This window comes from Microcoleus sp. POL10_C6, assembly GCF_036701585.1.
In the GTDB taxonomy this organism is placed as follows: domain Bacteria; phylum Cyanobacteriota; class Cyanobacteriia; order Cyanobacteriales; family Microcoleaceae; genus Microcoleus.
On the sequence record NZ_JAUBRB010000002.1, the window covers coordinates 138,882 to 157,848 of the forward strand.

At 44.2% G+C, this 18,967-nt stretch carries 27 protein-coding genes; 6 read left to right on the top strand and 21 right to left on the bottom strand.

Translation table 11 applies throughout. The features are described from left to right. The 5 genes from QUA34_RS01695 to QUA34_RS01715 all read left to right on the top strand — a co-directional run bounded on the left by QUA34_RS01695 (position 1) and on the right by QUA34_RS01715 (position 2,768). Positions 1-231 carry a type II toxin-antitoxin system prevent-host-death family antitoxin gene (locus QUA34_RS01695; RefSeq protein WP_333383583.1) on the top strand — a complete coding sequence of 77 codons (231 nt, stop codon included), beginning with the start codon at positions 1-3 and terminating at the stop codon, positions 229-231. 111 nt (positions 232-342) lie between these two features. Then, entirely contained in the window at positions 343-594 is a 252-nt protein-coding gene (locus QUA34_RS01700; protein ID WP_333295874.1) for a DUF4258 domain-containing protein, read from the top strand. 13 nt (positions 595-607) lie between these two features. After that, positions 608-847 (top strand): DUF2283 domain-containing protein, encoded by a 240-nt coding sequence (locus QUA34_RS01705; RefSeq protein WP_332985709.1) that lies wholly within the window; start codon positions 608-610, stop codon positions 845-847. Between the two features lie 665 nt (positions 848-1,512). Beyond that, positions 1,513-2,367 carry a TIGR02587 family membrane protein gene (locus QUA34_RS01710; protein WP_333383586.1) on the top strand — a complete coding sequence of 285 codons (855 nt, stop codon included), beginning with the start codon at positions 1,513-1,515 and terminating at the stop codon, positions 2,365-2,367. Beyond that, entirely contained in the window at positions 2,364-2,768 is a 405-nt protein-coding gene (locus QUA34_RS01715) for a TIGR02588 family protein (RefSeq protein WP_333383588.1), read from the top strand. The genes QUA34_RS01710 and QUA34_RS01715 overlap by 4 nt, the downstream gene beginning before the upstream one ends. A 219-nt stretch (positions 2,769-2,987) precedes the next feature. Here QUA34_RS01715 and QUA34_RS01720 read toward each other — a convergent pair whose 3' ends face one another. From QUA34_RS01720 to QUA34_RS01770, 11 genes are all read right to left on the bottom strand, one after another. Further along, the gene (locus QUA34_RS01720; protein ID WP_333383591.1) at positions 2,988-3,581 is read right to left on the bottom strand and encodes a CPBP family intramembrane glutamic endopeptidase; all 594 of its coding nucleotides are present in this window, start codon (positions 3,579-3,581) and stop codon (positions 2,988-2,990) included. A 31-nt stretch (positions 3,582-3,612) separates the two neighbouring features. Continuing rightward, positions 3,613-4,695, bottom strand: a complete 1,083-nt coding sequence (locus QUA34_RS01725; RefSeq protein ID WP_333383593.1) for a DUF3326 domain-containing protein — start codon at positions 4,693-4,695, stop codon at positions 3,613-3,615. Continuing rightward, complete coding sequence (locus tag QUA34_RS01730; protein WP_333076025.1) at positions 4,692-4,883, bottom strand: hypothetical protein; 192 nt, start codon at positions 4,881-4,883, stop codon at positions 4,692-4,694. The genes QUA34_RS01725 and QUA34_RS01730 overlap by 4 nt, the downstream gene beginning before the upstream one ends. A 57-nt stretch (positions 4,884-4,940) precedes the next feature. Next, positions 4,941-5,258 carry a 2Fe-2S iron-sulfur cluster-binding protein gene (locus QUA34_RS01735; RefSeq protein WP_333069026.1) on the bottom strand — a complete coding sequence of 106 codons (318 nt, stop codon included), beginning with the start codon at positions 5,256-5,258 and terminating at the stop codon, positions 4,941-4,943. 265 nt (positions 5,259-5,523) lie between these two features. Then, complete coding sequence (locus QUA34_RS01740; protein WP_333383597.1) at positions 5,524-6,063, bottom strand: Uma2 family endonuclease; 540 nt, start codon at positions 6,061-6,063, stop codon at positions 5,524-5,526. 118 nt (positions 6,064-6,181) lie between these two features. Beyond that, positions 6,182-7,363, bottom strand: a complete 1,182-nt coding sequence (locus QUA34_RS01745) for a GTPase (RefSeq protein ID WP_333383600.1) — start codon at positions 7,361-7,363, stop codon at positions 6,182-6,184. 195 nt (positions 7,364-7,558) lie between these two features. Further along, on the bottom strand, positions 7,559-8,098 hold the full coding sequence (locus QUA34_RS01750; protein WP_333383778.1) for a Uma2 family endonuclease: 540 nt from the start codon (positions 8,096-8,098) through the stop codon (positions 7,559-7,561). A 55-nt stretch (positions 8,099-8,153) separates the two neighbouring features. Continuing rightward, on the bottom strand, positions 8,154-8,537 hold the full coding sequence (locus QUA34_RS01755; protein WP_333383603.1) for a hypothetical protein: 384 nt from the start codon (positions 8,535-8,537) through the stop codon (positions 8,154-8,156). Between the two features lie 11 nt (positions 8,538-8,548). Continuing rightward, positions 8,549-8,986, bottom strand: a complete 438-nt coding sequence (locus tag QUA34_RS01760) for a CdiA C-terminal domain-containing protein (RefSeq protein WP_333383605.1) — start codon at positions 8,984-8,986, stop codon at positions 8,549-8,551. Positions 8,987-9,361: 375 nt separating this feature from the next. Further along, complete coding sequence (locus tag QUA34_RS01765; RefSeq protein WP_333383608.1) at positions 9,362-10,579, bottom strand: phospholipase D family protein; 1,218 nt, start codon at positions 10,577-10,579, stop codon at positions 9,362-9,364. 449 nt (positions 10,580-11,028) lie between these two features. Continuing rightward, positions 11,029-11,517 (bottom strand): hypothetical protein, encoded by a 489-nt coding sequence (locus tag QUA34_RS01770; RefSeq protein ID WP_333383611.1) that lies wholly within the window; start codon positions 11,515-11,517, stop codon positions 11,029-11,031. A 151-nt stretch (positions 11,518-11,668) separates the two neighbouring features. Between QUA34_RS01770 and QUA34_RS01775 the strand changes: the two genes are divergently transcribed. After that, complete coding sequence (locus QUA34_RS01775; protein ID WP_332958465.1) at positions 11,669-11,881, top strand: helix-turn-helix transcriptional regulator; 213 nt, start codon at positions 11,669-11,671, stop codon at positions 11,879-11,881. A 35-nt stretch (positions 11,882-11,916) separates the two neighbouring features. Here the strand turns inward: QUA34_RS01775 and QUA34_RS01780 are convergent, their stop codons facing one another. From QUA34_RS01780 to atpB, 10 genes are all read right to left on the bottom strand, one after another. Next, positions 11,917-12,285 carry a hypothetical protein gene (locus QUA34_RS01780; protein WP_333211095.1) on the bottom strand — a complete coding sequence of 123 codons (369 nt, stop codon included), beginning with the start codon at positions 12,283-12,285 and terminating at the stop codon, positions 11,917-11,919. A gap of 16 nt (positions 12,286-12,301) precedes the next feature. Further along, positions 12,302-12,505 (bottom strand): hypothetical protein, encoded by a 204-nt coding sequence (locus QUA34_RS01785; protein WP_333050416.1) that lies wholly within the window; start codon positions 12,503-12,505, stop codon positions 12,302-12,304. Between the two features lie 74 nt (positions 12,506-12,579). After that, positions 12,580-12,765, bottom strand: a complete 186-nt coding sequence (locus tag QUA34_RS01790; RefSeq protein WP_190657378.1) for a copy number control protein — start codon at positions 12,763-12,765, stop codon at positions 12,580-12,582. Between the two features lie 334 nt (positions 12,766-13,099). Then, positions 13,100-14,050 (bottom strand): F0F1 ATP synthase subunit gamma, encoded by a 951-nt coding sequence (locus QUA34_RS01795; protein WP_006631110.1) that lies wholly within the window; start codon positions 14,048-14,050, stop codon positions 13,100-13,102. 276 nt (positions 14,051-14,326) lie between these two features. Next, positions 14,327-15,844 (bottom strand): F0F1 ATP synthase subunit alpha, encoded by a 1,518-nt coding sequence (gene atpA, locus QUA34_RS01800; protein WP_333037344.1) that lies wholly within the window; start codon positions 15,842-15,844, stop codon positions 14,327-14,329. Between the two features lie 215 nt (positions 15,845-16,059). After that, a complete protein-coding gene (atpH, locus tag QUA34_RS01805) occupies positions 16,060-16,605 on the bottom strand; it encodes an ATP synthase F1 subunit delta (RefSeq protein ID WP_333383614.1) in 546 nt (181 codons plus the stop codon). A gap of 3 nt (positions 16,606-16,608) precedes the next feature. Next, positions 16,609-17,136, bottom strand: coding sequence for a F0F1 ATP synthase subunit B (locus QUA34_RS01810; protein ID WP_333383617.1), 528 nt, complete (start codon positions 17,134-17,136; stop codon positions 16,609-16,611). Positions 17,137-17,223: 87 nt separating this feature from the next. After that, positions 17,224-17,709 (bottom strand): F0F1 ATP synthase subunit B', encoded by a 486-nt coding sequence (locus QUA34_RS01815; RefSeq protein WP_006631106.1) that lies wholly within the window; start codon positions 17,707-17,709, stop codon positions 17,224-17,226. Positions 17,710-17,806: 97 nt separating this feature from the next. Then, positions 17,807-18,052 (bottom strand): ATP synthase F0 subunit C, encoded by a 246-nt coding sequence (atpE, locus tag QUA34_RS01820; protein WP_006631105.1) that lies wholly within the window; start codon positions 18,050-18,052, stop codon positions 17,807-17,809. 128 nt (positions 18,053-18,180) lie between these two features. Next, complete coding sequence (atpB, locus tag QUA34_RS01825) at positions 18,181-18,939, bottom strand: F0F1 ATP synthase subunit A (RefSeq protein WP_242717111.1); 759 nt, start codon at positions 18,937-18,939, stop codon at positions 18,181-18,183. Positions 18,940-18,967 lie beyond the last annotated feature (28 nt).

Genomic DNA, 18,967 nt, shown 5'->3' on the forward strand with positions numbered 1-18,967 from the left:
ATGTATATAGTAGACTTTATTGAGGCTAAAGAAAAACTTCTGGAATTAATCGAAGCGGCGATGAGAGGGGAAGAAGTTGCGATTACTCAAGATAACCAGCCTGTTGTAAAATTGGTAGTAATTCCCAAACAAGCTAAACCCAATCGGCAAGCAGGAAGTGCCAAAGCAATGGTTTGGATGTCGGATGATTTTGACGAACCGCTAGAAGAGTTTAAGGAGTACATGGAATGAGGTTGTTGTTGGGCGCTCATGCCTTTATTTTGATGCTTATGCGATGATCGCGCGACTGGGGTGAATTAAGTTAGTGTAAAAATAAAGAGGCAAAAAGGAGGTAATAGCAACGTGAGCGTTAGATTACATCCCCATGCTCAAGCACGATTGATTGAGCGAGGTGCAACTGAGGCAGAAGTAATTGCTACTGTTGAAAGTGGCACAACTTTTCCGGCTCAATTTGGCAGAACCGGATTTAGGCGCAACTTTTCCTTCAATGCTGAGTGGCAGGGAAAAGTTTATGCTATGAAGAAAGTGGAGGCGATCGCAGCCCCAGAAGGCGAAGACTGGATGATTATCACTGTAATTGTCAAATTCTTTTGAGCAGGAGGTTCCCGTGAAACTAACTTACGATCCGAGATACAACGTAGCTTATATATACCTGCAAGAAAAAACCGCACAGGTAAAAACTATCCAGGTTAGCGAGCAAATGAATGTGGATATTGCCCCAGACGGTACTATTTATGGAATTGAATTACTCAATGCCAATCAACAATTAGGGGCAGATAGTCAAGGAAAACTGATTGTAGTCAACGAAGCTTTGGGAGAATCCTCTGAGATTAAACTCGCACTATAACTGCCTTAATAAAATTATGTTAAATACAGATTACAACCTACCAGGAAAGCCTACGACTTTTCAGCAAAAGTCACAGATGAAGGGAAAATATAATTTCCCGATCGCCTCTTAAAACACTTAGCAGCTAACCAAGAAGTCAGACTTATTGTTCTGGTAAAAGAACCAACTGACACAGAAGAAGATAAAGAAGAGGAAAACGCTGCTTGGCAGATCCTTGCTGCTGAGCAATTATTGGCTGGCTACAGCGAGGAAAATGCTATCTACGACAATAGTTGAAATATACCAAATTATCAATCAGGAGAAGTTCTCTTACTGGCACTACCTTTGGCTGATGTAACAACATCTAAACTCCGTCCTGTACTGGTACTTTTGGATACAGGAGAGGAATATATTGTTGTTGCAGGAGTGACAAGTCCAACAACTAGGACTGTTTTTGATGGTGAGATTGTAGAATGGAAGCAGGTTTGCTGGGGTAGTCAGTAGTTCGGCTGCATAAGGTGAACACAAGAGAAAAGCGTTTTTTAACTCGTCGGTTGAGACTTTTAACCGCTACCAATTAATTGGACGCAAGTAAGAGAAAGAATACAACAAATATGGTATTCTATCTCGGCAGGTTTAAAAAAACACTTAGTTGCCAATTTCTTGAGGTGCGTTTTCAATCAAACATGAAAAAATCAAAAAGACGCAAAAATCAGTGGTCAAATGAACTAAACGACATCATTCGAGGTGCATCGGGTGGCTTTTTATTCGGGATTCCCCTGCTTTATACGATGGAGGTTTGGTGGATCGGTTCGTATACTAAACCAGCGGAAATGTCGATCGCGATCGCAACTACTTTTATCGTGGTTTTCTTGCTGACTCGCACTGAAGGTTTTCGCAAAACTAAGGACATCCGCTGGCTAGATGCTGCAATCGATACCGTAGAAGCGATCGCCATTGGCATTTTCTGCGCGGCTTTTGTCCTGTTTTTGCTCAGGGAAATTACGCCGGAGACTCCGCTGCAAGAAACTTTGGGAAAAATCATCTTTGAAGGTCTCCCGTTTGCCTTGGGAGTGGCCCTCGCAAGCGGTTTCTTGAGTGGCGATCGCTATCAAAGCTCAGACAGTGACAGCGAACCTAATATTAACCCAACTTTAGCAGATATCGGCGCTACTTTAATCGGCGCGATGATCATTGCTTTCAACATCGCCCCAACTGACGAAATTCCCATGCTAGCGGCAGGTATTTCGCCGCCTTGGCAATTAGCAATTATCGCTGCTTCGCTGCTAATTTCCTACGGTATTGTATTTGTAGCCGGCTTTACTTATCAAGCAAAACGGCAGCAACAGCAAGGGATTTTTCAGCGTCCCCTCAGCGAAACTGTTATGGCCTATTTAGTGTCGCTGGCGGCTTCTGCATTTATGATGTTTTTCTTCCAAAAACTCACTTTTGACGACCCGTGGTCGCTTTGGTTGAGCTATACGTTAGTATTGGGATTGCCGGCGGCTGTTGGTGGCGCGGCGGGGAGGTTGGCGGTATGAGTGAAAGTAATAACGAACAGCAACAAAAAAGAACGCCTGCTGAATGGGTGACATTTGCGATCGCCTGCTTGATCCTCTTTACCCTCACCGGGCTCGTACTCTACAACTGGGTGACTAAAAAGCAGGAACCTCCGATTATTTCTGTCACTCGGAACACGCCTATTCGCGAAACTCAAGGACAATTTTACGTACCGTTTACAGTAACAAACACGGGCGGCGAAACGGCAGAGTCTGTGCAAATTATTGCCGAATTGCGCGTCAACGGTGAAGTTGTAGAATCCGGCGATCAACAAATTGATTTTTTGTCAAGTGGCGAAACTCAAGAAGGAGCTTTTATTTTCAGCCGTAACCCGAGTCAAGGTGAGTTGATTGTGCGATCGAGCAGTTATAAACTACCTTAACAAACATCAAAATCGGCGGTTAAAACCTTTTCACCTCTGTGAACTCTTTCTCTTCCTACCCTACCCTTCGGGAGCCCCTGCGGGGAAAGGGAACGGCTTCGCCGAACGCGCCCTTAGCGTCTTCGCGGTTCGTTCAATCTAAAAACCCCCTTGCGCGTTGGCATTTATTGCTATATGCCGCACAGGCGCGATTTCAATCGCTTTGGAATTGCGATATATCTAACGCTTCACGAGATTGTTTTCCCACTTCCAAACACAGCTCGAAATCAAATTTGTGCAGATATGAGCCGTAATTGGCACTAACAAATTCCCAGTAGCTAAAACACTGTAACCCAACAGCAATCCGACAGCCGTTGCCCAAACAGCATAAGGCCACTGATCCATGCCTCCCAAGTGCAGAATACCGAAACAAAAACTCGATAAAACTAAACCGGTAACATTCAATCCCAAAGCAGACAGCATCACCCCACGAAATAGCAATTCTTCGCTAAGTCCAGGCAGCAGTCCCAGCCAAATCAAATCCGGCCAAAACAAAGGTTTTAGCACTACTTCCAAGTAAACATCCGCACTCCGGCGATAACCCGGCCAGAGGTGATAAACGATCGCACTGCCGCCTGTAATCGCCAGTCCGATCGCAAATCCTTTGAGCAAGTCCATTCCTATCAATTTGACTGGCAAAAGCGATACCGATCCAAATAGCAACCACAATTTAGCTACCGCCAGCAACATAATTGCTGTCACGCCCATTGCTACTAAAACTTGGGTGCGCGTCAAGGGTTCAATTTCAGGATTTCCGGGAAGTTTTTCTGCCACTTAATCACTTTTAGATTTGAGGTTTGAGATTTTAGAGTTGTTTAGTTGAGTCAGACAAACAACGCAGGGAGGAGATTTCTGGGCCCAAGGAAGCTGGACTGATGCCGGCTCGCAAAGCGACCAAAACTCCGATCGCCTCTAAATATGAGTTTACCTGCAAAGCTTTGATTCCGAGTTTTTCTGGAGTCGCCTGCATCTGGGTTTTGTTGTCGCCGACAGCGATGATTTGTACCGACGATCGCCCACTCAAACTCAGAATAGCACTGCCACCGCAGGCTGTGGCGGGTATCACCACCGCATCGACTCGATCGGCGGTAATTGATAATTGATTGTGCTGCTGGCTTTCTGGCGCTACCAATTGGGGAGCTTTGCTGAGGCCGGCAAGGACGCAAGGTAGGAAAGTATAGCCGATTTCCTCAGCAGCCGATCGCGGGGACAGGTGCGGATCGAGGGGAAGTGCAGACAGCGCGGGGGCGTGGGCGCAGGGGATTTTAAACGTCCTGACGATGAGGTGGCTGATCACAGCTTCGGCGCCGGCGAGGGGGTCAACTCCTTTGCCGCGGCGGTAGTTTTCGAGGGCGAGGCTGCCTTCATCGTCTGGAAATCTGGCTACAACTGCGATCGCCTCTACTTTTGCTTGTTCGATCAATTTTTCTGCGGCGCGCAATAAACTGTCGGGATTGCCGATCGTCCCCCAGGATGCCCCTGATTCAGAAATACGCAATTCTACTTGCAGAGGGCGATCGGTTAAAACACAATCACTTATATTCAAGCCCAATGTAGCTCTCGCTGCATCAGCCGCTTGCAAGTGTCGCAACTGCAAGTCTGGTTCGATCGCGGAATCTAGGATTAAGCCGATGCGATTTTGATGTACCGGTTGTAGGCCCCAGCATCCGGCAGCAAATTTGTCAAGGGCGTAACCTTCAACGTAGAGAGCGTTAGGTATCGGCCAATAAAGTTGAGCGCCGTTGAGGACGTTGGGGTGAGTGATCAGGGTGTCTGAAATTTGGGCGATCGCCCTAGCCACCGGCAGCGCATCTCCTGCAAACCCACCAATCGAGGCTCCAACGCCTGTGGGGACTATCAAAACCACTGTCAAAGGGCGGGGGTTCACGATGTTGCGGGGGATGCTTCCACGAGCACGTAGCCTTCTACCACAGCCTTTTGCCGATCGACATCCACATCTGTGACTGCCCACCGCAGGGGTTCGCCGTGCTTTTGCAGTTCAATTTCAATAGCCGAGTGCAGTTGCTCGGCGGTATCGTGGAGGTCAACTTCTGCGGAAATGAAATGGGTGGTCATAGGGCGATCCATAGTGGTTTTACCGCTAACGGTACTTAGGTCAATTTTAGCTTAGTCCTAGGATTTACCGAATTGGCGATCGTACACAATGTCTTCTTTTTCTGTTTCTATCTTCAAGTTCGATCGGGGATAAGCAACACACAGCAACACATAACCTTCTGCCTGAAGATCGGGACTAACGCCCATACCATCAGCTTGATCGACCTTACCTTCAATAATTTTACCAGCGCAAGTAGTACAAACCCCCGCATTGCAAGAACTCGGCAACTCAATGCCGGCGTCGTTAGCGGCGCGGAGAATTTGTTTATCTTCGGGTACTTCTACGGTATAGGTAGAACCTTGGTGGATCAATTCAACAGTGTAAGTCTTAGACATATTTCAATTATTGGTTTTAATTCCCCAATTGGAATTTACGCTAGATTTGGAAACAAAGCAATCACTATTTTACCGCTGTTTGTGCTTTTGTGCAATTTTACAACGACATTTTTTATTGATAATTTTTTTTATTAATTGGCTGGGCGAGCGATGGCGTCCCGCCCCGCAAGCTACGGCATTTTGTCAATGACTTTTTCACAAATTATTACAAGCCTCACGCCGGAGCTCTGCCACAAAGCACTTATACCTAATTAATTTTTTGCCTTCAAGCCAACAACTCATCAACCGCAACACTAAAACCCGGCAGCACTAGCTGAGTGCTGACTGTAAAACCCAGGTTAAAAGTTAACTTTTGAGTTTGAGTCATTATCAATATCCAGCGACTTTCTGGAAAAACAATCCAAGCTTCCAGACAACCCGAATCTAAATATTCTTGTGCTTTCAAAAATATTTCTTCCGCAATATCAGTAGGAGAAACTATTTCTGCAATTAACGGCGGACTTTGAGGCAAAGTAGGAACATCACCATATTGTGAGACTAATTCTGGAGTCAGATAAGCTACATCAGGACGGCGCACTCGCCTGTCAGTACGGCAAGGAACTTCCGTATAAACTTCGCCGCCTTGTCCGCTAGAATCTTTGTAATTTCCCCAAGCACGATCTAGTCTAGATTGGATTCGACTGTGTTTTACTGTCATGCCATTTTTCTCCGAGATTTGCCCGTCCACCCATTCCATATCGTCGGGGGGATTAGCCATAAAGTCTTCTAGAGAAACATTTTCTGATAAAACGGCAGCCATTACCATAACTATTTACCTCCTTATAACTTCTAATTAACTTCGGGGGTAAGGTGCGAATTACGCACCCTACATTTTATCTTTCTTTGTCAACCCAATTACCAATGCCCAATGCCCAATGCCCAATTTACTCAATATTAATTTGATTAGGAGGTTTAGGTTGATCCTGTTTCTCATCCTTCAAAGTTTTACGCCCCGAACTAGCATAATCCTTATAAAAATCCACAAACATCTTTGTCAACTGCTGCAAAGAAAGTTGTTCCCCATTAATTTGAGCTTTCATATAAGCTTTAAGCACTTCAATGTAAGCCAAACCGAGGGCAAGCGTGAGAGTTGCTGCGGTTGCACCGGAGATAGCACCGCCGACAACAGTACCCGCACCAGGAATCATTTTAATCAAATTAGTAACAATACTTCTGCCAACAGCAGTCACCCCACCAGCGCCGCTAATAGCAGACAGCATCGCCGAAATAAACCCCTTATCAAAGGGCATTCCAAAAATCACAGTAATATTAGCAATCATTGCCGTTTGCATCGTCATCAAAATCGGCGCATCAGCAAACGGTACAGGAGTCGCGCCGACAATTGCAGAACCTGCAACATAAGCACTTAGATACTTAAATGCCATATCGGATTTGAGCGCAATATTTGCAATTTGTTCTTTAACAAAAGCTTTTTTAGCTACTTCCGGCAGCAGTTGAAAAGTTGCATCTACCAACTTATCTAAACCGTGAGATTTTACTGTATAATCCTCATCAATTTCTTCCGGCTCAGCCATGACGGGGATGATTTGACTGACTGGCAAATTCATGTGTTCCAGTTGCTTGAAAAACTCGCTCGGCTTTTTAGATGTAGTTTGAGTCAAAACTAAAATCACTGGTACATCTTTGACTTCCATTTCTTTTAGCCAGTTTTCCTCGACAGATTCTATTCTATTGGCGCTGTGATTGATGCAGTACCAGATGACGTGAATGTGTTCTTTGGGGTGCAGGAGTCTTTGGTCTTCAATTAGTTTAGCAACGTTTAATTGAATAACTTTAATTTGTTCGGCGTTAAGTTCGAGTCCGGGAGTATCGTAGACTGTAATCGGGCAATTCGGTTTGGTATATTGGCGAATGCCTTGAGTGATGGGGCGGCCGACTCCGGTTTCTGCTAAGCGTTGGCGAAAAACGGAATTTATCAGGGTACTTTTGCCGACGCCGGTTTTGCCGATGACTAAAACATTGCACTGTCCCACTTGGTTTTCTGCGTCTTTGAAGGCGTAGTAACTTCTATTTAAAAGCTCGTCTAAGGAAAAGTCGTCTGACATGGCGGTTTGCTCCGATAATGGTGGGAGATTAATTAAATACCACCGAATAGAATTCCGATGCTCTACAAACGAAGTCCGCGAAGGCGGACTGAGGAGTCTTAAACATATTGTAGCAATTTGATTTCAGAACTGGTGCAACGTGTAGAGGAGAATTTTGTGTGGCGTGCTGCTAAATGAAAGGTTGTAGAATTTAGTTTAAGCTAGCAATCGATCGACATCAATGCTAAAACCTATGAGGATTTGTTGGCTGCTGGCGGTATCGCCGGATCTAAATGTCAATATTTGATTTTGAGTCATCACGAATATTAAACGGCTTTCGGGAAAAACTAACCAGACTTCCTGACAGCTAGATTCTAAATATTCCTGTGCTTTGAGAAAGACATCTTCAGCGATATCGGTGGGTGAAACTATTTCGGCAATTAAAGGGAAACTTTGGGGTAAAGTGGCAAGGTTGCCAAATTGTGCAACTAATTCGGGTGTGAGATAAGCGACATCAGGGCGGCGAATTTGTCGGTTGGTGAGGCAAGGTGGTGAAATATAAACTTCTCCTCCTTGTTTGCTGGAAATCATGTAATTTGCCCAAGCACAACCCAGGCTTGATTGAATTTTACCATGCTTGAGCGTGGCTCCATTTTTCTCCACAACTTTGCCGTCTACCAATTCCATCTGGTCGGGGGGATGAGCCATGAACTCTTCTAGAGTAAAATGCTTCTGTGCGGCAGTAGCAGTGACCATAGTCATTTCCTCGTTTTTACAAATCGGTTTCAGAACTTGCCTGTATGATGTTCGATCAAACCTTCACCAATGGCGCAAACTCCTCTAACTTCACTTGTAAGTCATCCACCAGCATTAAACGATACCTTTCGGTAGTTTTCAACTTGTGGAGAACATAACTAGCAAACTCATCTCGCCACTTTTTTCTATCAAGTTCATTCGAGATGTTCAGCGCTCTGATTGATAGGTTGTAAGGGTATTCTTCAAAGTTGAGCTCTTTATCATTTTCAAAATCATGCTTTCCTACTGTAAGAGTGATTGTTGAATTACGAAACTCATACCAGTTATCAGTACCATCAGAAACCAGCTCTAATTTAAGAGCCAATAAAAACTCTAATTCTTTGATTAAATGTTCGATGTCCTGTGAAAAGTCTACAAAAATATCTAGTGTGCGAGACATAAAAACCTCCTTTATTGAAACTCAGTAAAAGTGATGTCATAGATATCGCCAATAATTCGGACGCTATCAATTTTTCCGCGTGTAATATTTTTCGCCCTCTGCAAACCTCGTTCAGCCTCAGCTTCTATCAACCCAGACGCCCTAGCATCTATAATTATATCCCTAGCCTGTCCCCCTCGTCTAATCGAATTGTTGATCTGATTTTTTACTGTCGCGCTTGTAGCACCGGCATCTAGACTTTTGAATTCAGTGTGTTTTCCATCTACCTCAGCATCGGGATTTCTACCTCCATCGGTTTTTTCTACCAAGGCTTTAACATTTTTTCCCTCTCTTTCTAGAAATTCAGCAATCGCTCTTTCGGCTTCACCAAAAGCTCTTTCTGATTCATCAATACTGCCACAATTAACCGAATTCTGCTTAGGGGTTTGGTTAGTCCCGTTATTCACCATTTTTCGTTCCTTAAAATTTTGGTGAATTATCGCACATTATGAGCCAAGTCACTTGAGAAAAAGAACCGGGTTTCTCACTTAGTCAATACAATGATTCCTCTCCCATCAGGTTCTACTATTACCCTAATACTAACACTATCTCTAGTTCCTTAAATATGCCATCTTACAGGCTTACCAGCAAAGAAGTTACTTAAACTTTTAGCAAAGACTTAAGATAAGTATAAACTCTGAAACAATAAATTCTCTTTGATTTTCTGACAATTAATGGCACTTTTCCAAGAAGCCTGCTATTACTATTATGGCCGGTAAGGACGATGATTTTATCCCATAACCCTTGTAAAATTAAGTTGGTATTGAGAACACAATGATCGCGCATTAAATGGATTGAAGGAGTTTTTTTAGCCTTTCCTTTGAAATAGGATAATCAATTTCTAATTCTAATAGTCCCTCAATTTTTGATTGCATCTTCTCCTCACCTTTTTCTAGCCCTTTTTTATAATTCGGATCGGCGAGCATTTTCTGATATTCCTTAACTTCGTTTTCAAACATATTTAGAGTTGCATACTCTAATTCAGGGTATTGATTCCTTTCTTCTATATATTCCTCATACTTTTCCTCAGCTATTTTTATTTTTTCATACTCTTCTTTTTTCTTTTCAAAGATTTTACGAATATCATCAGAAAGCTCATAAGTTACTTTTTTTCTATATATTACAAAACATCCTTCTGTCTTTTCTCGATCGGAACTGTGAGGCATGATTTCAACAATTTTGAACATCTTGTTTTCTGTTAATAATAGGCATAAAGAACGTTCGGGAAAATCCTCTTTCGCTTGCTCTATAGTTGTGTGTGCATACGAGTGGAACCAATCTATATCCTCCTTACCCTTAACGAGATTAGTTCCCTTGTCAATAAGAGCAATATCATCAGTGACACCTAGTTTAAGGAATTTACCATCTGGTGGTGTGCTGGTTATCAGTGCTTGATCTTTACGAGAGTGTTTTTCATTATATTTTATTTCATACTCCATAATTTCTTGATCCCACTGAGTCGAGTTACTATATTTATTTGACAAACGATAAATTAATTCTTTTGTTAAATTTAAGTGGTGGATACTAATACATAATTCTCCCTCACATTTAAGACCGAACCCAGTTAGATTAGATGACCCTATGATAGAAAAACCTATTTCTTTATTGTCTATAACACGATTGTCTATAACACGACGGCCTAAAAAACAATAGGCTTTGATATGAAAGTTATTTTTGGGACATATAAAACGAACAGGCTTAGTTTTAATCTTTGTTGATTCTTCGTCGATAAATTTCAATAACTTTTGAATATCACTAGGGTCATTAAAATTATCTTTTTGTCCGATCGCAATCACAACTTCCGTATTTTCATTTAAAGAAGGGTGTACAAGAATCTTTTTTACTTGTTCCACCCCATCATCTTTAACAAAAGCCGAAAATAGATAAATTTTATCCCAAGAGTATTTTTTTGAATCTAATAAAAACTTGATTTCCGTGTCTAAGTTGTCCTTTTCGGATTCTAATTTTTCGGGATTGTCGTATAAGAACAAAAAAGACATCATAAATACCTCCAATTAATTAATATAAAACTTTTTAGGTAAGATGTAAACCACAATTTGATTATCTTCCCTAAAACTGCGCGATCGCACCTAATAAAGTTGACTAAAAACCTAATCAGCCAACTCAATCAAAGCCTACTTCGACTCCGACGGCGGCAACCCCACCAAACGCATAACCGCAGACTGAGCGGACTTAGCCTGTAATTCCCGCGATCGCCTGGGATGTTTGAAAGGTTACTCATGGGCTTAACAAGGGATAGAGAGGGAAACGTATGGAGAAATTATAACTGTTGCAGTCGAGCTTGAACCAATTTTTGAATATTTGTGGCAGAGATCGGATTTATGAGAGTTACGCACAGCAAAGAAACCGGGTTTTTCACTTAGTTAAAGGCTGGGATGCCGTATTTTCGCAAAAAAACCCGGTTTCTAATCACCCGTGTTTTAGTCATAATTTAAAAATGTTCCAGCAGAGATTTTTCTTGTGCATAAACCTTTCGCAGCGACTCCACGGCTATTGATCGCAACATCAATTTAATCACTCCCACCAATCGCCCCCACTCCAACAATTCAGAAACAGAAACAGCTTTATGAAATCTATCCGCATAAAAATCCACCCAAAAATCCGGCGCGTGTCTCTCTTTCTGACTCGCTATCCGGCGCTTCCAATAACCAAAATCTAAACCAGAGGGCGATTCCACTCCCAAAACAGGCGGAAAGTCGGCATAACTCACAAACCGACTCATCCCTTTGGCGTGCACGTACAGGATATGCGCCCAGCACTCGAAGCGATATATTTGTTCTACCTTGATTTTCAGCAGCCGCGCGATCGCCTCTTTTGTCACAAACCGGCTCAATCTGTGTCTGGGGGTTGATTTTGGTCGAAAGCTTGCTAACATAGTTGGTACATCCCACTTGATGGGAATTTTCAATGGTTGATACATCCCACTTGATGGGAATTTCAGATGGTTAATAAATCCCAGTTGATGGGATTTGAACTTTGATAAGCGATCGTCCTTGAGTTTTCCAGGCCTAGGGGCGATCGCTTTTTACATTACAAGTTTATGACTTATATTAGTCAAAAGTCAAGAGGTTATGGGATTAATTAAGTTGCGGGTTCGAGAATTTGCTGCCGAGAAGGGCTGGACGCTGAAAGAAGTTTCAGAGCGATCGGGCGTAGTCTACAGTACCCTCAGAACCTATGCCCGATCGCCTGGATTAGCAACAGTTGATGTGACAGCCTTGCACAAGTTGGCAAGGACTTTTGATTTGTCGATCGAAGATTTGTATGAAATTGTGCAGGAATAGTCGATCGCTTTTACGAACTAATTATCCACTCAATATTATTCGACAGTTGCTAGCATCTGATTGACAGACTCACCCTGTTGTAGTGCTTCCCAATCAGATGTAACAGGTTGGTAAGAACAGTAACACACCACAATTCGCTCCTCAGTATCGGAAGCAAAAAACTGCTGAACGCGAGTAACTACCCAATCTCCATCTTTCCCGTGGGTGACTCCATTACCGGGGTCAGATAGATTTTCATAATCGCGGGTTTTGTCCCCTACTTGAGGAATTTCTGGGTTTTCTTCCCAAGTCCAATTTTCCCAAAGTATATTAGTGAGACCGCCCCTCGGCATAAGCTGACGTTCTTCCCAGCCCGGAGCACTCATGCTTTCGGTTTTGTAGACAATCCAGATTTTTTTTGCCATTTTTCCTCCCTTTCCTTTAATCTTGGTAATCTTGCCACATATCCTGAAACGAGGTTTGTTCCCCCTCAAACACGCAAGCCACATCAGGGGGGGTGTTACGAGTCACTCGGATTTCTTTTAACCGCCAGTGGTATTTTTCGCCCATCTTTTCACAGAGTTCGGGATCTGTAACATGGTGTACGTTTTCTGGCTTTGGATTCGGTACGCGATCGCTCCTCACTTCAGACTTCCCTTACAGTTTAAAAACTAAATGTCTTGCCCTGTATGCGATCGCTCCACCACTGCACACAGCAGCTATGTGTTGTTTTGGTTTTGACTTGCTTCTATTTTTGGTTGCTCAGCCTTCATGACATATTGCTCCATAAATTCCAGCAAAACATCCCTCATATTTTTACCGTCCCTAGCAACAGCCGACTTAAATCGGTTCCGCAGCTCCGGCGGCATTTCTACTCTAATAGCCACAGTCTTGTTTTCATCCATACAGGCTCAAGGCTTTACAACATATACATTTTGACATTTTTATGTAGTTTGCCTAAAAACCAGCTTTTTGCATACAGGTGCATTGTTTTAACTATATGCCCTAGTGCATACTAATGCAATAGTGCAATAAATGCCGTTTTCCGCGAAAAACGCTACAGAGCGTTAATTTAAGTCATTTAGGTATCATTTACGCTCATAAACCCGGTTTCTGCAAAAAATCTTGAGTTTGGCTTTGTTAGTACATTGTGGTCAATTGTAACAACTTTATAAATAAAAAAAGCGCCTGAGTTCCCCCAGACGCATAGCATAAAATCAACAAATTGTCAACTCTAACCTAACCATTCAAAGCCTCAGCACCGCCGCAAACTTCCAGGATTTCCTGAGTAATTGCTGCTTGCCGCGCCTTGTTATAAGTCAGTGTCAAACTACCGATCAAATCGCTAGCATTCTCACTAGCATTGTTCATCGCCGTCATCCGCGCTGCCAACTCGCTAGCAGCAGACTCTTGCAAAGCCCGCAGCAATTGGTTGTTCAAATACAAGGGCAAAAGAGCCTCCAGAATTTGCGCCGGATCTTGCTCGAAAATCATGTCTCTGGGCAAACTCTTCGTAGGTGAAGCAACCTTTTCGCGGGATACTTGAAACTGTCCGCCTTGCGATGTCAAGCGGAAGATTTCATCATCGGGAGTTTCCAAACCTTGGGGGTCGAGGGGCAGCAAAGTTTGAATTACCGGACGCGAACTAATTAATGACACAAACTTGGTGTAAATTAGCTCAACTCTGTCCACAGTTCCCGACAGGAACAAAGAAAGCAATTCGTCAGCAATTTGCGCGGCTTCCGGTGCTGTGGGAATTTGTTCTAAGTTAGCGTAAGTAGCATCGATCGGCTGTTCGCGGCGCTGGAAATACTGAGTAGCTTTGCGTCCTACCAACACGTATTTGTAGTCTAAGCCTTCAGCTTTGATTTCCTTAGCGCGATTTTCGGCGTATCTGATGATGTTGCTGTTGTAGCCGCCGCACAAACCCCGATCGCCCGAAACTACCAACAGTCCCACCGATCGCACTTCGCGTTTTTTCAGCAGCGGCAAATCCAGGTTTTCAAACTGCAAGCGTTCCGCCAAACCGTACAATACCTCTGCCAGTCGATCGGCAAAAGGTCGAGTAGCAGTCACCTGTTCTTGAGCGCGGCGCACCTTTGCAGCGGCCACCAAGCGCATTGCTTCTGTAATCTTTTTAGTGTTCTTGACCGACTTAATGCGATCGCGAATAGTTTTCAGATTTGCCATAACTTTCTCCTTAGTTCTTAGCCTTTATTTCCGAGTTTTTAGTTCCTAGTCATCAGTTTTTCAGCTTAGCTACGGTAGGGACACGGCACCGTGTCCTTCTTCGTGTCAACTTAAGACCCAAACCACCTGTATCTCTCGTTTTTTTCAAAGTCTCGATCCCCCTAAATCCCCCTGGTTGTTGGGGGACTTTGAATGCTCTTGTCCCCCCCTTCTTAAGGGGGGCTAGGGGGGATCTGTGACTTAACTAATGACTAATGACTGATGACTAATGACTAATTACGCAGAAACCAAGAAACTTTGCTTGTATTCAGTGATGCCTTCTTTCAGCAGCTTTTCAGCTTCATCAGTCAAAGCTTTTCCGCCTTGAACAATTTCGCCGTACTTCGGCTTGCTAGTCCGCAAATAGTCGCGCAAACCAACAGTAAACTTGCTGACTTTTTCCACTGGGATGTCATCCATATAGCCGTTAATACCGGCATAGATTACAGCCACTTGCTCGTTCATCGGCAGAGGCGAACTTTGGGGCTGTTTCAACAGTTCGCGCAAGCGCTGACCGCGCGACAATTGATTCTGAGTAGCTTTATCCAAGTCAGAAGCAAACTGAGAAAATGCTGCCAGTTCTTCAAACTGTGCCAATTCCAATTTCACCTTACCGGCTACTTTTTTCATCGCCTTAGTTTGAGCCGCTGAACCTACCCGCGATACCGAAATACCGGGGTTTACTGCCGGACGCAAACCAGCGTTAAACAAGTCAGAAGAAAGGAAGATTTGACCGTCGGTAATCGAAATTACGTTCGTCGGAATGTAAGCAGAAACGTCACCAGCTTGGGTTTCGATAATTGGCAAAGCAGTCATGCTGCCTTCGCCCAAATCGTCGCTCAATTTAGCAGCGCGTTCTAGCAAGCGAGAGTGCAGGTAAAACACGTCTCCGGGATAAGCTTCGCGACCGGGAGGACGGCGCAGCAACAGAGACATTTGGCGGTAAGCTTGTGCTTGTTTGGAAAGGTCATCGTAAATGACCAAAGTGTGCTTGCCTTTGTACATGAAATACTCGGCTAAGCTAGCACCTGTGTAGGGAGCCAAGTATTGCAGGGTTGCGGGGTCGCTAGCGTTGGCTGCTACTACGATCGTGTAGTCCATCGCGCCCTTTTCTTGCAGGACGTTGACGATGTTAGCTACTGTAGAAGCTTTTTGACCGATCGCCACGTAAACGCAGATTACGTTTTCCGATTTTTGGTTGATGATTGTGTCGATCGCGATCGCAGTTTTACCGGTTTGTCTGTCACCGATAATCAGTTCCCGCTGTCCTCTTCCCACCGGAATCATCGCATCAATAGCGGTAATTCCTGTTTGCATGGGTTCGTAAACAGAACGGCGAGAAACAATCCCCGGTGCCGGAGATTCAATCAAGCGAGATTCAGTAGTTTTAATTTCTCCTTTGCCGTCAATTGGACGGGCCAAAGCATCAACTACGCGTCCCAACATTGCTTCACCAACGGGGACTTCAGCAATTCTGCCAGTAGCAGTAACTGCCGAACCTTCTTGAATGCCGAGGCCTTGACCCATCAACACTGCACCGACGTTATCTTGTTCCAGGTTCAGTGCAATGCCCACCGTGCCGTCGGCAAATTCTAGCAATTCTCCAGACATGGCTTTATCCAAGCCATAAATCCGAGCAATGCCGTCGCCTACTTGCAGAACAGTACCGACGTTAGAGACTTTTACGTCTTGGTCGTACTGCTCAATTTGCTGGCGAATAATGCTGCTAATTTCGTCAGGTCTGATTGCTGCCATGTTAGTTATTATTTGTCAGTTGTCAGTTGTTAGTTGTCTGTCGATGTTTTCCGCAAGAAAGAATAGGGATTTGGTAGTAAGAATTGGGGAATAACAGCTCGAAAACAGAAATTAATTTATTCCTAATTCCTGTTTGATTCTTCCCTTGTTCTTTCTTCCTTCTTCCTTCTTCTATCCGTTACATAATCCGTTGCCGAACCTCCTGCTTCCTTAAATCAGGAATTCAAGCGAAGTCCCAGACGGCGCAATTGTCCACGCAGGCTGGCATCAATTACTTGAGAGCCTACTTTGATTACCACACCGCCGATTAAATCTGCGTCTATTTTGGTTTCAATTTCTACTTGACTAGCGCTGGTCATCGCCTGCACTTTCTCGCGCACAGTCTGCTGTTGAGCGTCTGAAAGCGGGACTGCCGATGTAACTTCCGCCAATACTGTTTGGTTGAGTTCTCGGAGCCTTGCCAAGTATTGTTTGCCAATTCCTTCTAAAAAAAGAATTCTTCCTTTGTCTACTAATAGCTTCAGAAAGCTGTGCATCAAGGGGCTCATTTCTTCACCCGCTATTTGCTGAATCACAGCTTTTTTAGCATCCGGTTTTATCAGCGGATTGGCTAAAAATTGACGCAAGTCTTCCGAACCTTCTAGCAGGCTCAGCAAGGAACGAATATCTTCGCCAAACTTGTCTGAGAGATTGTTGGACTGAGCCAGTGACATCAAGGCAGATGCGTAAGGCTGTAAGACTTCTGTGCTGACTGTACTCACGTTTTAGCCTCCCAGTAACGCAATGCTGCGATCGATTAATTGGTGTTGAGCGCCCTCGTCCAAGCTAGTTTTTAGCTGGCTTTCCACCTTTGCTAATGCCAGAGATACAACCGCCGATCGCAGTTGGGCGATCGCTCTTTCCCGCTCCGCTTCCAACTCTTGACCTGCTGTTGCTCTCATTCTTTCAACGTCTTGCGCTGCCTGAGCTAGAATTGCTTCTTTTGCTTTCTTGGCAGTTTCTTCAGCCGCGGCACGAATTCGTTCCGCTTCTGCTTGCGCTTGAGTCAATTTTTGCTGTTGCTCTGCTAGAGCTGCTGCTGCATCTTTTTGGCGTTTTTCTGCTTCTTGAATCGCCTCTTGGATGGCCGAACGCCTCTCTGTCAGGATTTTACCTACAAATCCGCGCCCGAAATAAAACAGCACTGCAATAATAATGACCAGGTTAATCAGGTTGGTTTCTAAAATATCGAAATTTAAACCGAAACCACCTTCGCCGCTAGCTTCTGTGGCTAGCAATAAAACAGTCCCCATGATACTCTTCCATAATTGCGCGTGCAGATTGGGTGAAGCGATTTTAGATTTGAGATTCCATCAAAAATCTAAAACTCTTCTGTCTCGCTATTTGGCCAGCGACTGCCCTAATAGCTTTTCGAGAATTTGGCCGCTGAGCGCGTCTACTTGTTGTTCTAGTGAGCGCATTGCTTCTTGCTTTTGCTGCTCTATTTCTTGCCCAGCCTTTTCTCGCGCGACTTGAGCTTCTTGTTGAGCCTCAGCTACTTTTGCTGCCCCAATTTTTTGGGCATCAGCTTGAGCAGCAGCAATTACTGATTGAGACTGTTTGCGAGTTTCTCCCAGTTTTTGCTCGTACTGCTGCGCTAGTTGCTGAGCTTTTGCCAAGCGTTCTTGCGCGGAGACTTGAGTGTTGCGAATGTAATCGGCGCGATCGTCAATTGACTTGCTGAGCGGCTTGTAAAAAATTACATTCAAGACTGCGACTAGAATTAAAAACTGCACCGCCATCAGAGGCAGCGTAGCATCTATATCAAACAGTCCCCCTTCCTTAGCCGCTTCTTCAACTGCTAGTAATACTGTCCAGTGCATCATGATTTTTTGACGGCTTCCATCTAATTCGCTTAATCGATTTTAGATTTGAGATTTTGGATTAGAATCGCCAAAACCTCAAATCTAAAATTTCCAATTATTATGCGAAGGGGTTGGCAAACAGCAGCACTAGGGCTACGACCAAACCGTAAATTGTGAGCGCTTCCATGAACGCCAAACTCAACAGCAAGGTGCCGCGAATTTTACCTTCTGCTTCCGGCTGACGGGCAATACCTTCTACAGCCTGACCTGCTGCATTACCTTGACCGATGCCAGGGCCGATTGCAGCTAAACCTACTGCCAAAGCGGCGGCAATTACGGAAGCGGCAGCAACTGTTGGGTTCATGATGATTTTCCTTATCTAAAGTACAAAATTGAGAACAGATAGTCTACAGAATTGTCCGATTTAACGGGAGAAAGTTTGAGTTCAGAATTTTTCTTTTTCCTCCTTCATTCTTCGCCGTTTATCGTTAGTTAATCGTGGTGTTCTTCGCCGTGACCGCCTTCTAGAGCTTCACCTATGTAGGCTGCGGCTAAGGTTGCAAAAATCAAAGCTTGAATTGCACTGGTAAATAGTCCCAGAACCATCACTGGCAGAGGAACAAATAAAGGCACTAGCAACACTAGCACTCCGACCACCAATTCGTCCGCAAGAATGTTGCCAAACAAACGGAAACTTAGGGACAGAGGCTTAGTGAAATCTTCTATGATTTTGAACGGCAACATGAAAGGTACCGGTTCAACATAGTGGGCGAAATACCCCAAGCCGCTTTTGCTGAGACCTGCATAAAAATATGCTAGAGAAGTCAGCAGTGCAAATGCTACCGTCGTGTTGATGTCAGCGGTAGGAGCTCCCAATTCGCCTGATGGCAGCTTAATCAGCTTCCAAGGAATTAGAGCGCCAGACCAGTTTGACACAAAGATGAACAGAAATAATGTACCAATAAACGGTACCCAAGGGCGATATTCTTTTTCCCCAATTTGGTTTTTAGCCAAGTCCCGAATAAATTCCAGCGCATACTCCATAAAATTTTGCATTCCGCTGGGAATTCGCTGGATTTTGCTGGTTCCTAAAATCGAAACTACGACTAAAACAGCAATTACAAACCACGAGGTTAGAAAAACCTGTCCATGCACTTTCAGATTGCCGAGTTGCCAGTACAACTGCTGGCCCACTTCCAATTTGGCGAGGGGGAAACGATTAAAGGTGTTTAGAACGTCAAGCATTGCCATTCAACGGGCTTCCCCATACAAATCGATG

What these genes read in the sequence shown, in the direction of transcription:
- QUA34_RS01695 (WP_333383583.1), top strand. Translation starts at nt 1, where the DNA reads ATGTATATAGTAGACTTTATTGAGGCTAAAGAAAAACTTCTGGAATTA.
- QUA34_RS01710 (WP_333383586.1), top strand. Translation starts at nt 1,513, where the DNA reads ATGAAAAAATCAAAAAGACGCAAAAATCAGTGGTCAAATGAACTAAAC.
- QUA34_RS01715 (WP_333383588.1), top strand. Translation starts at nt 2,364, where the DNA reads ATGAGTGAAAGTAATAACGAACAGCAACAAAAAAGAACGCCTGCTGAA.
- QUA34_RS01730 (WP_333076025.1), bottom strand. Translation starts at nt 4,883, where the DNA reads ATGACCACCCATTTCATTTCCGCAGAAGTTGACCTCCACGATACCGCC.
- QUA34_RS01735 (WP_333069026.1), bottom strand. Translation starts at nt 5,258, where the DNA reads ATGTCTAAGACTTACACTGTTGAATTGATCCACCAAGGTTCTACCTAT.
- QUA34_RS01740 (WP_333383597.1), bottom strand. Translation starts at nt 6,063, where the DNA reads ATGGTAATGGCTGCCGTTTTATCAGAAAATGTTTCTCTAGAAGACTTT.
- QUA34_RS01745 (WP_333383600.1), bottom strand. Translation starts at nt 7,363, where the DNA reads ATGTCAGACGACTTTTCCTTAGACGAGCTTTTAAATAGAAGTTACTAC.
- QUA34_RS01750 (WP_333383778.1), bottom strand. Translation starts at nt 8,098, where the DNA reads ATGGTCACTGCTACTGCCGCACAGAAGCATTTTACTCTAGAAGAGTTC.
- QUA34_RS01755 (WP_333383603.1), bottom strand. Translation starts at nt 8,537, where the DNA reads ATGTCTCGCACACTAGATATTTTTGTAGACTTTTCACAGGACATCGAA.
- QUA34_RS01760 (WP_333383605.1), bottom strand. Translation starts at nt 8,986, where the DNA reads ATGGTGAATAACGGGACTAACCAAACCCCTAAGCAGAATTCGGTTAAT.
- QUA34_RS01765 (WP_333383608.1), bottom strand. Translation starts at nt 10,579, where the DNA reads ATGATGTCTTTTTTGTTCTTATACGACAATCCCGAAAAATTAGAATCC.
- QUA34_RS01770 (WP_333383611.1), bottom strand. Translation starts at nt 11,517, where the DNA reads ATGTATCAACCATTGAAAATTCCCATCAAGTGGGATGTACCAACTATG.
- QUA34_RS01775 (WP_332958465.1), top strand. Translation starts at nt 11,669, where the DNA reads ATGGGATTAATTAAGTTGCGGGTTCGAGAATTTGCTGCCGAGAAGGGC.
- QUA34_RS01780 (WP_333211095.1), bottom strand. Translation starts at nt 12,285, where the DNA reads ATGGCAAAAAAAATCTGGATTGTCTACAAAACCGAAAGCATGAGTGCT.
- QUA34_RS01790 (WP_190657378.1), bottom strand. Translation starts at nt 12,765, where the DNA reads ATGGATGAAAACAAGACTGTGGCTATTAGAGTAGAAATGCCGCCGGAG.
- QUA34_RS01795 (WP_006631110.1), bottom strand. Translation starts at nt 14,050, where the DNA reads ATGGCAAATCTGAAAACTATTCGCGATCGCATTAAGTCGGTCAAGAAC.
- atpA (WP_333037344.1), bottom strand. Translation starts at nt 15,844, where the DNA reads ATGGCAGCAATCAGACCTGACGAAATTAGCAGCATTATTCGCCAGCAA.
- QUA34_RS01810 (WP_333383617.1), bottom strand. Translation starts at nt 17,136, where the DNA reads ATGGGGACTGTTTTATTGCTAGCCACAGAAGCTAGCGGCGAAGGTGGT.
- QUA34_RS01815 (WP_006631106.1), bottom strand. Translation starts at nt 17,709, where the DNA reads ATGATGCACTGGACAGTATTACTAGCAGTTGAAGAAGCGGCTAAGGAA.
- atpE (WP_006631105.1), bottom strand. Translation starts at nt 18,052, where the DNA reads ATGAACCCAACAGTTGCTGCCGCTTCCGTAATTGCCGCCGCTTTGGCA.
- atpB (WP_242717111.1), bottom strand. Translation starts at nt 18,939, where the DNA reads ATGGCAATGCTTGACGTTCTAAACACCTTTAATCGTTTCCCCCTCGCC.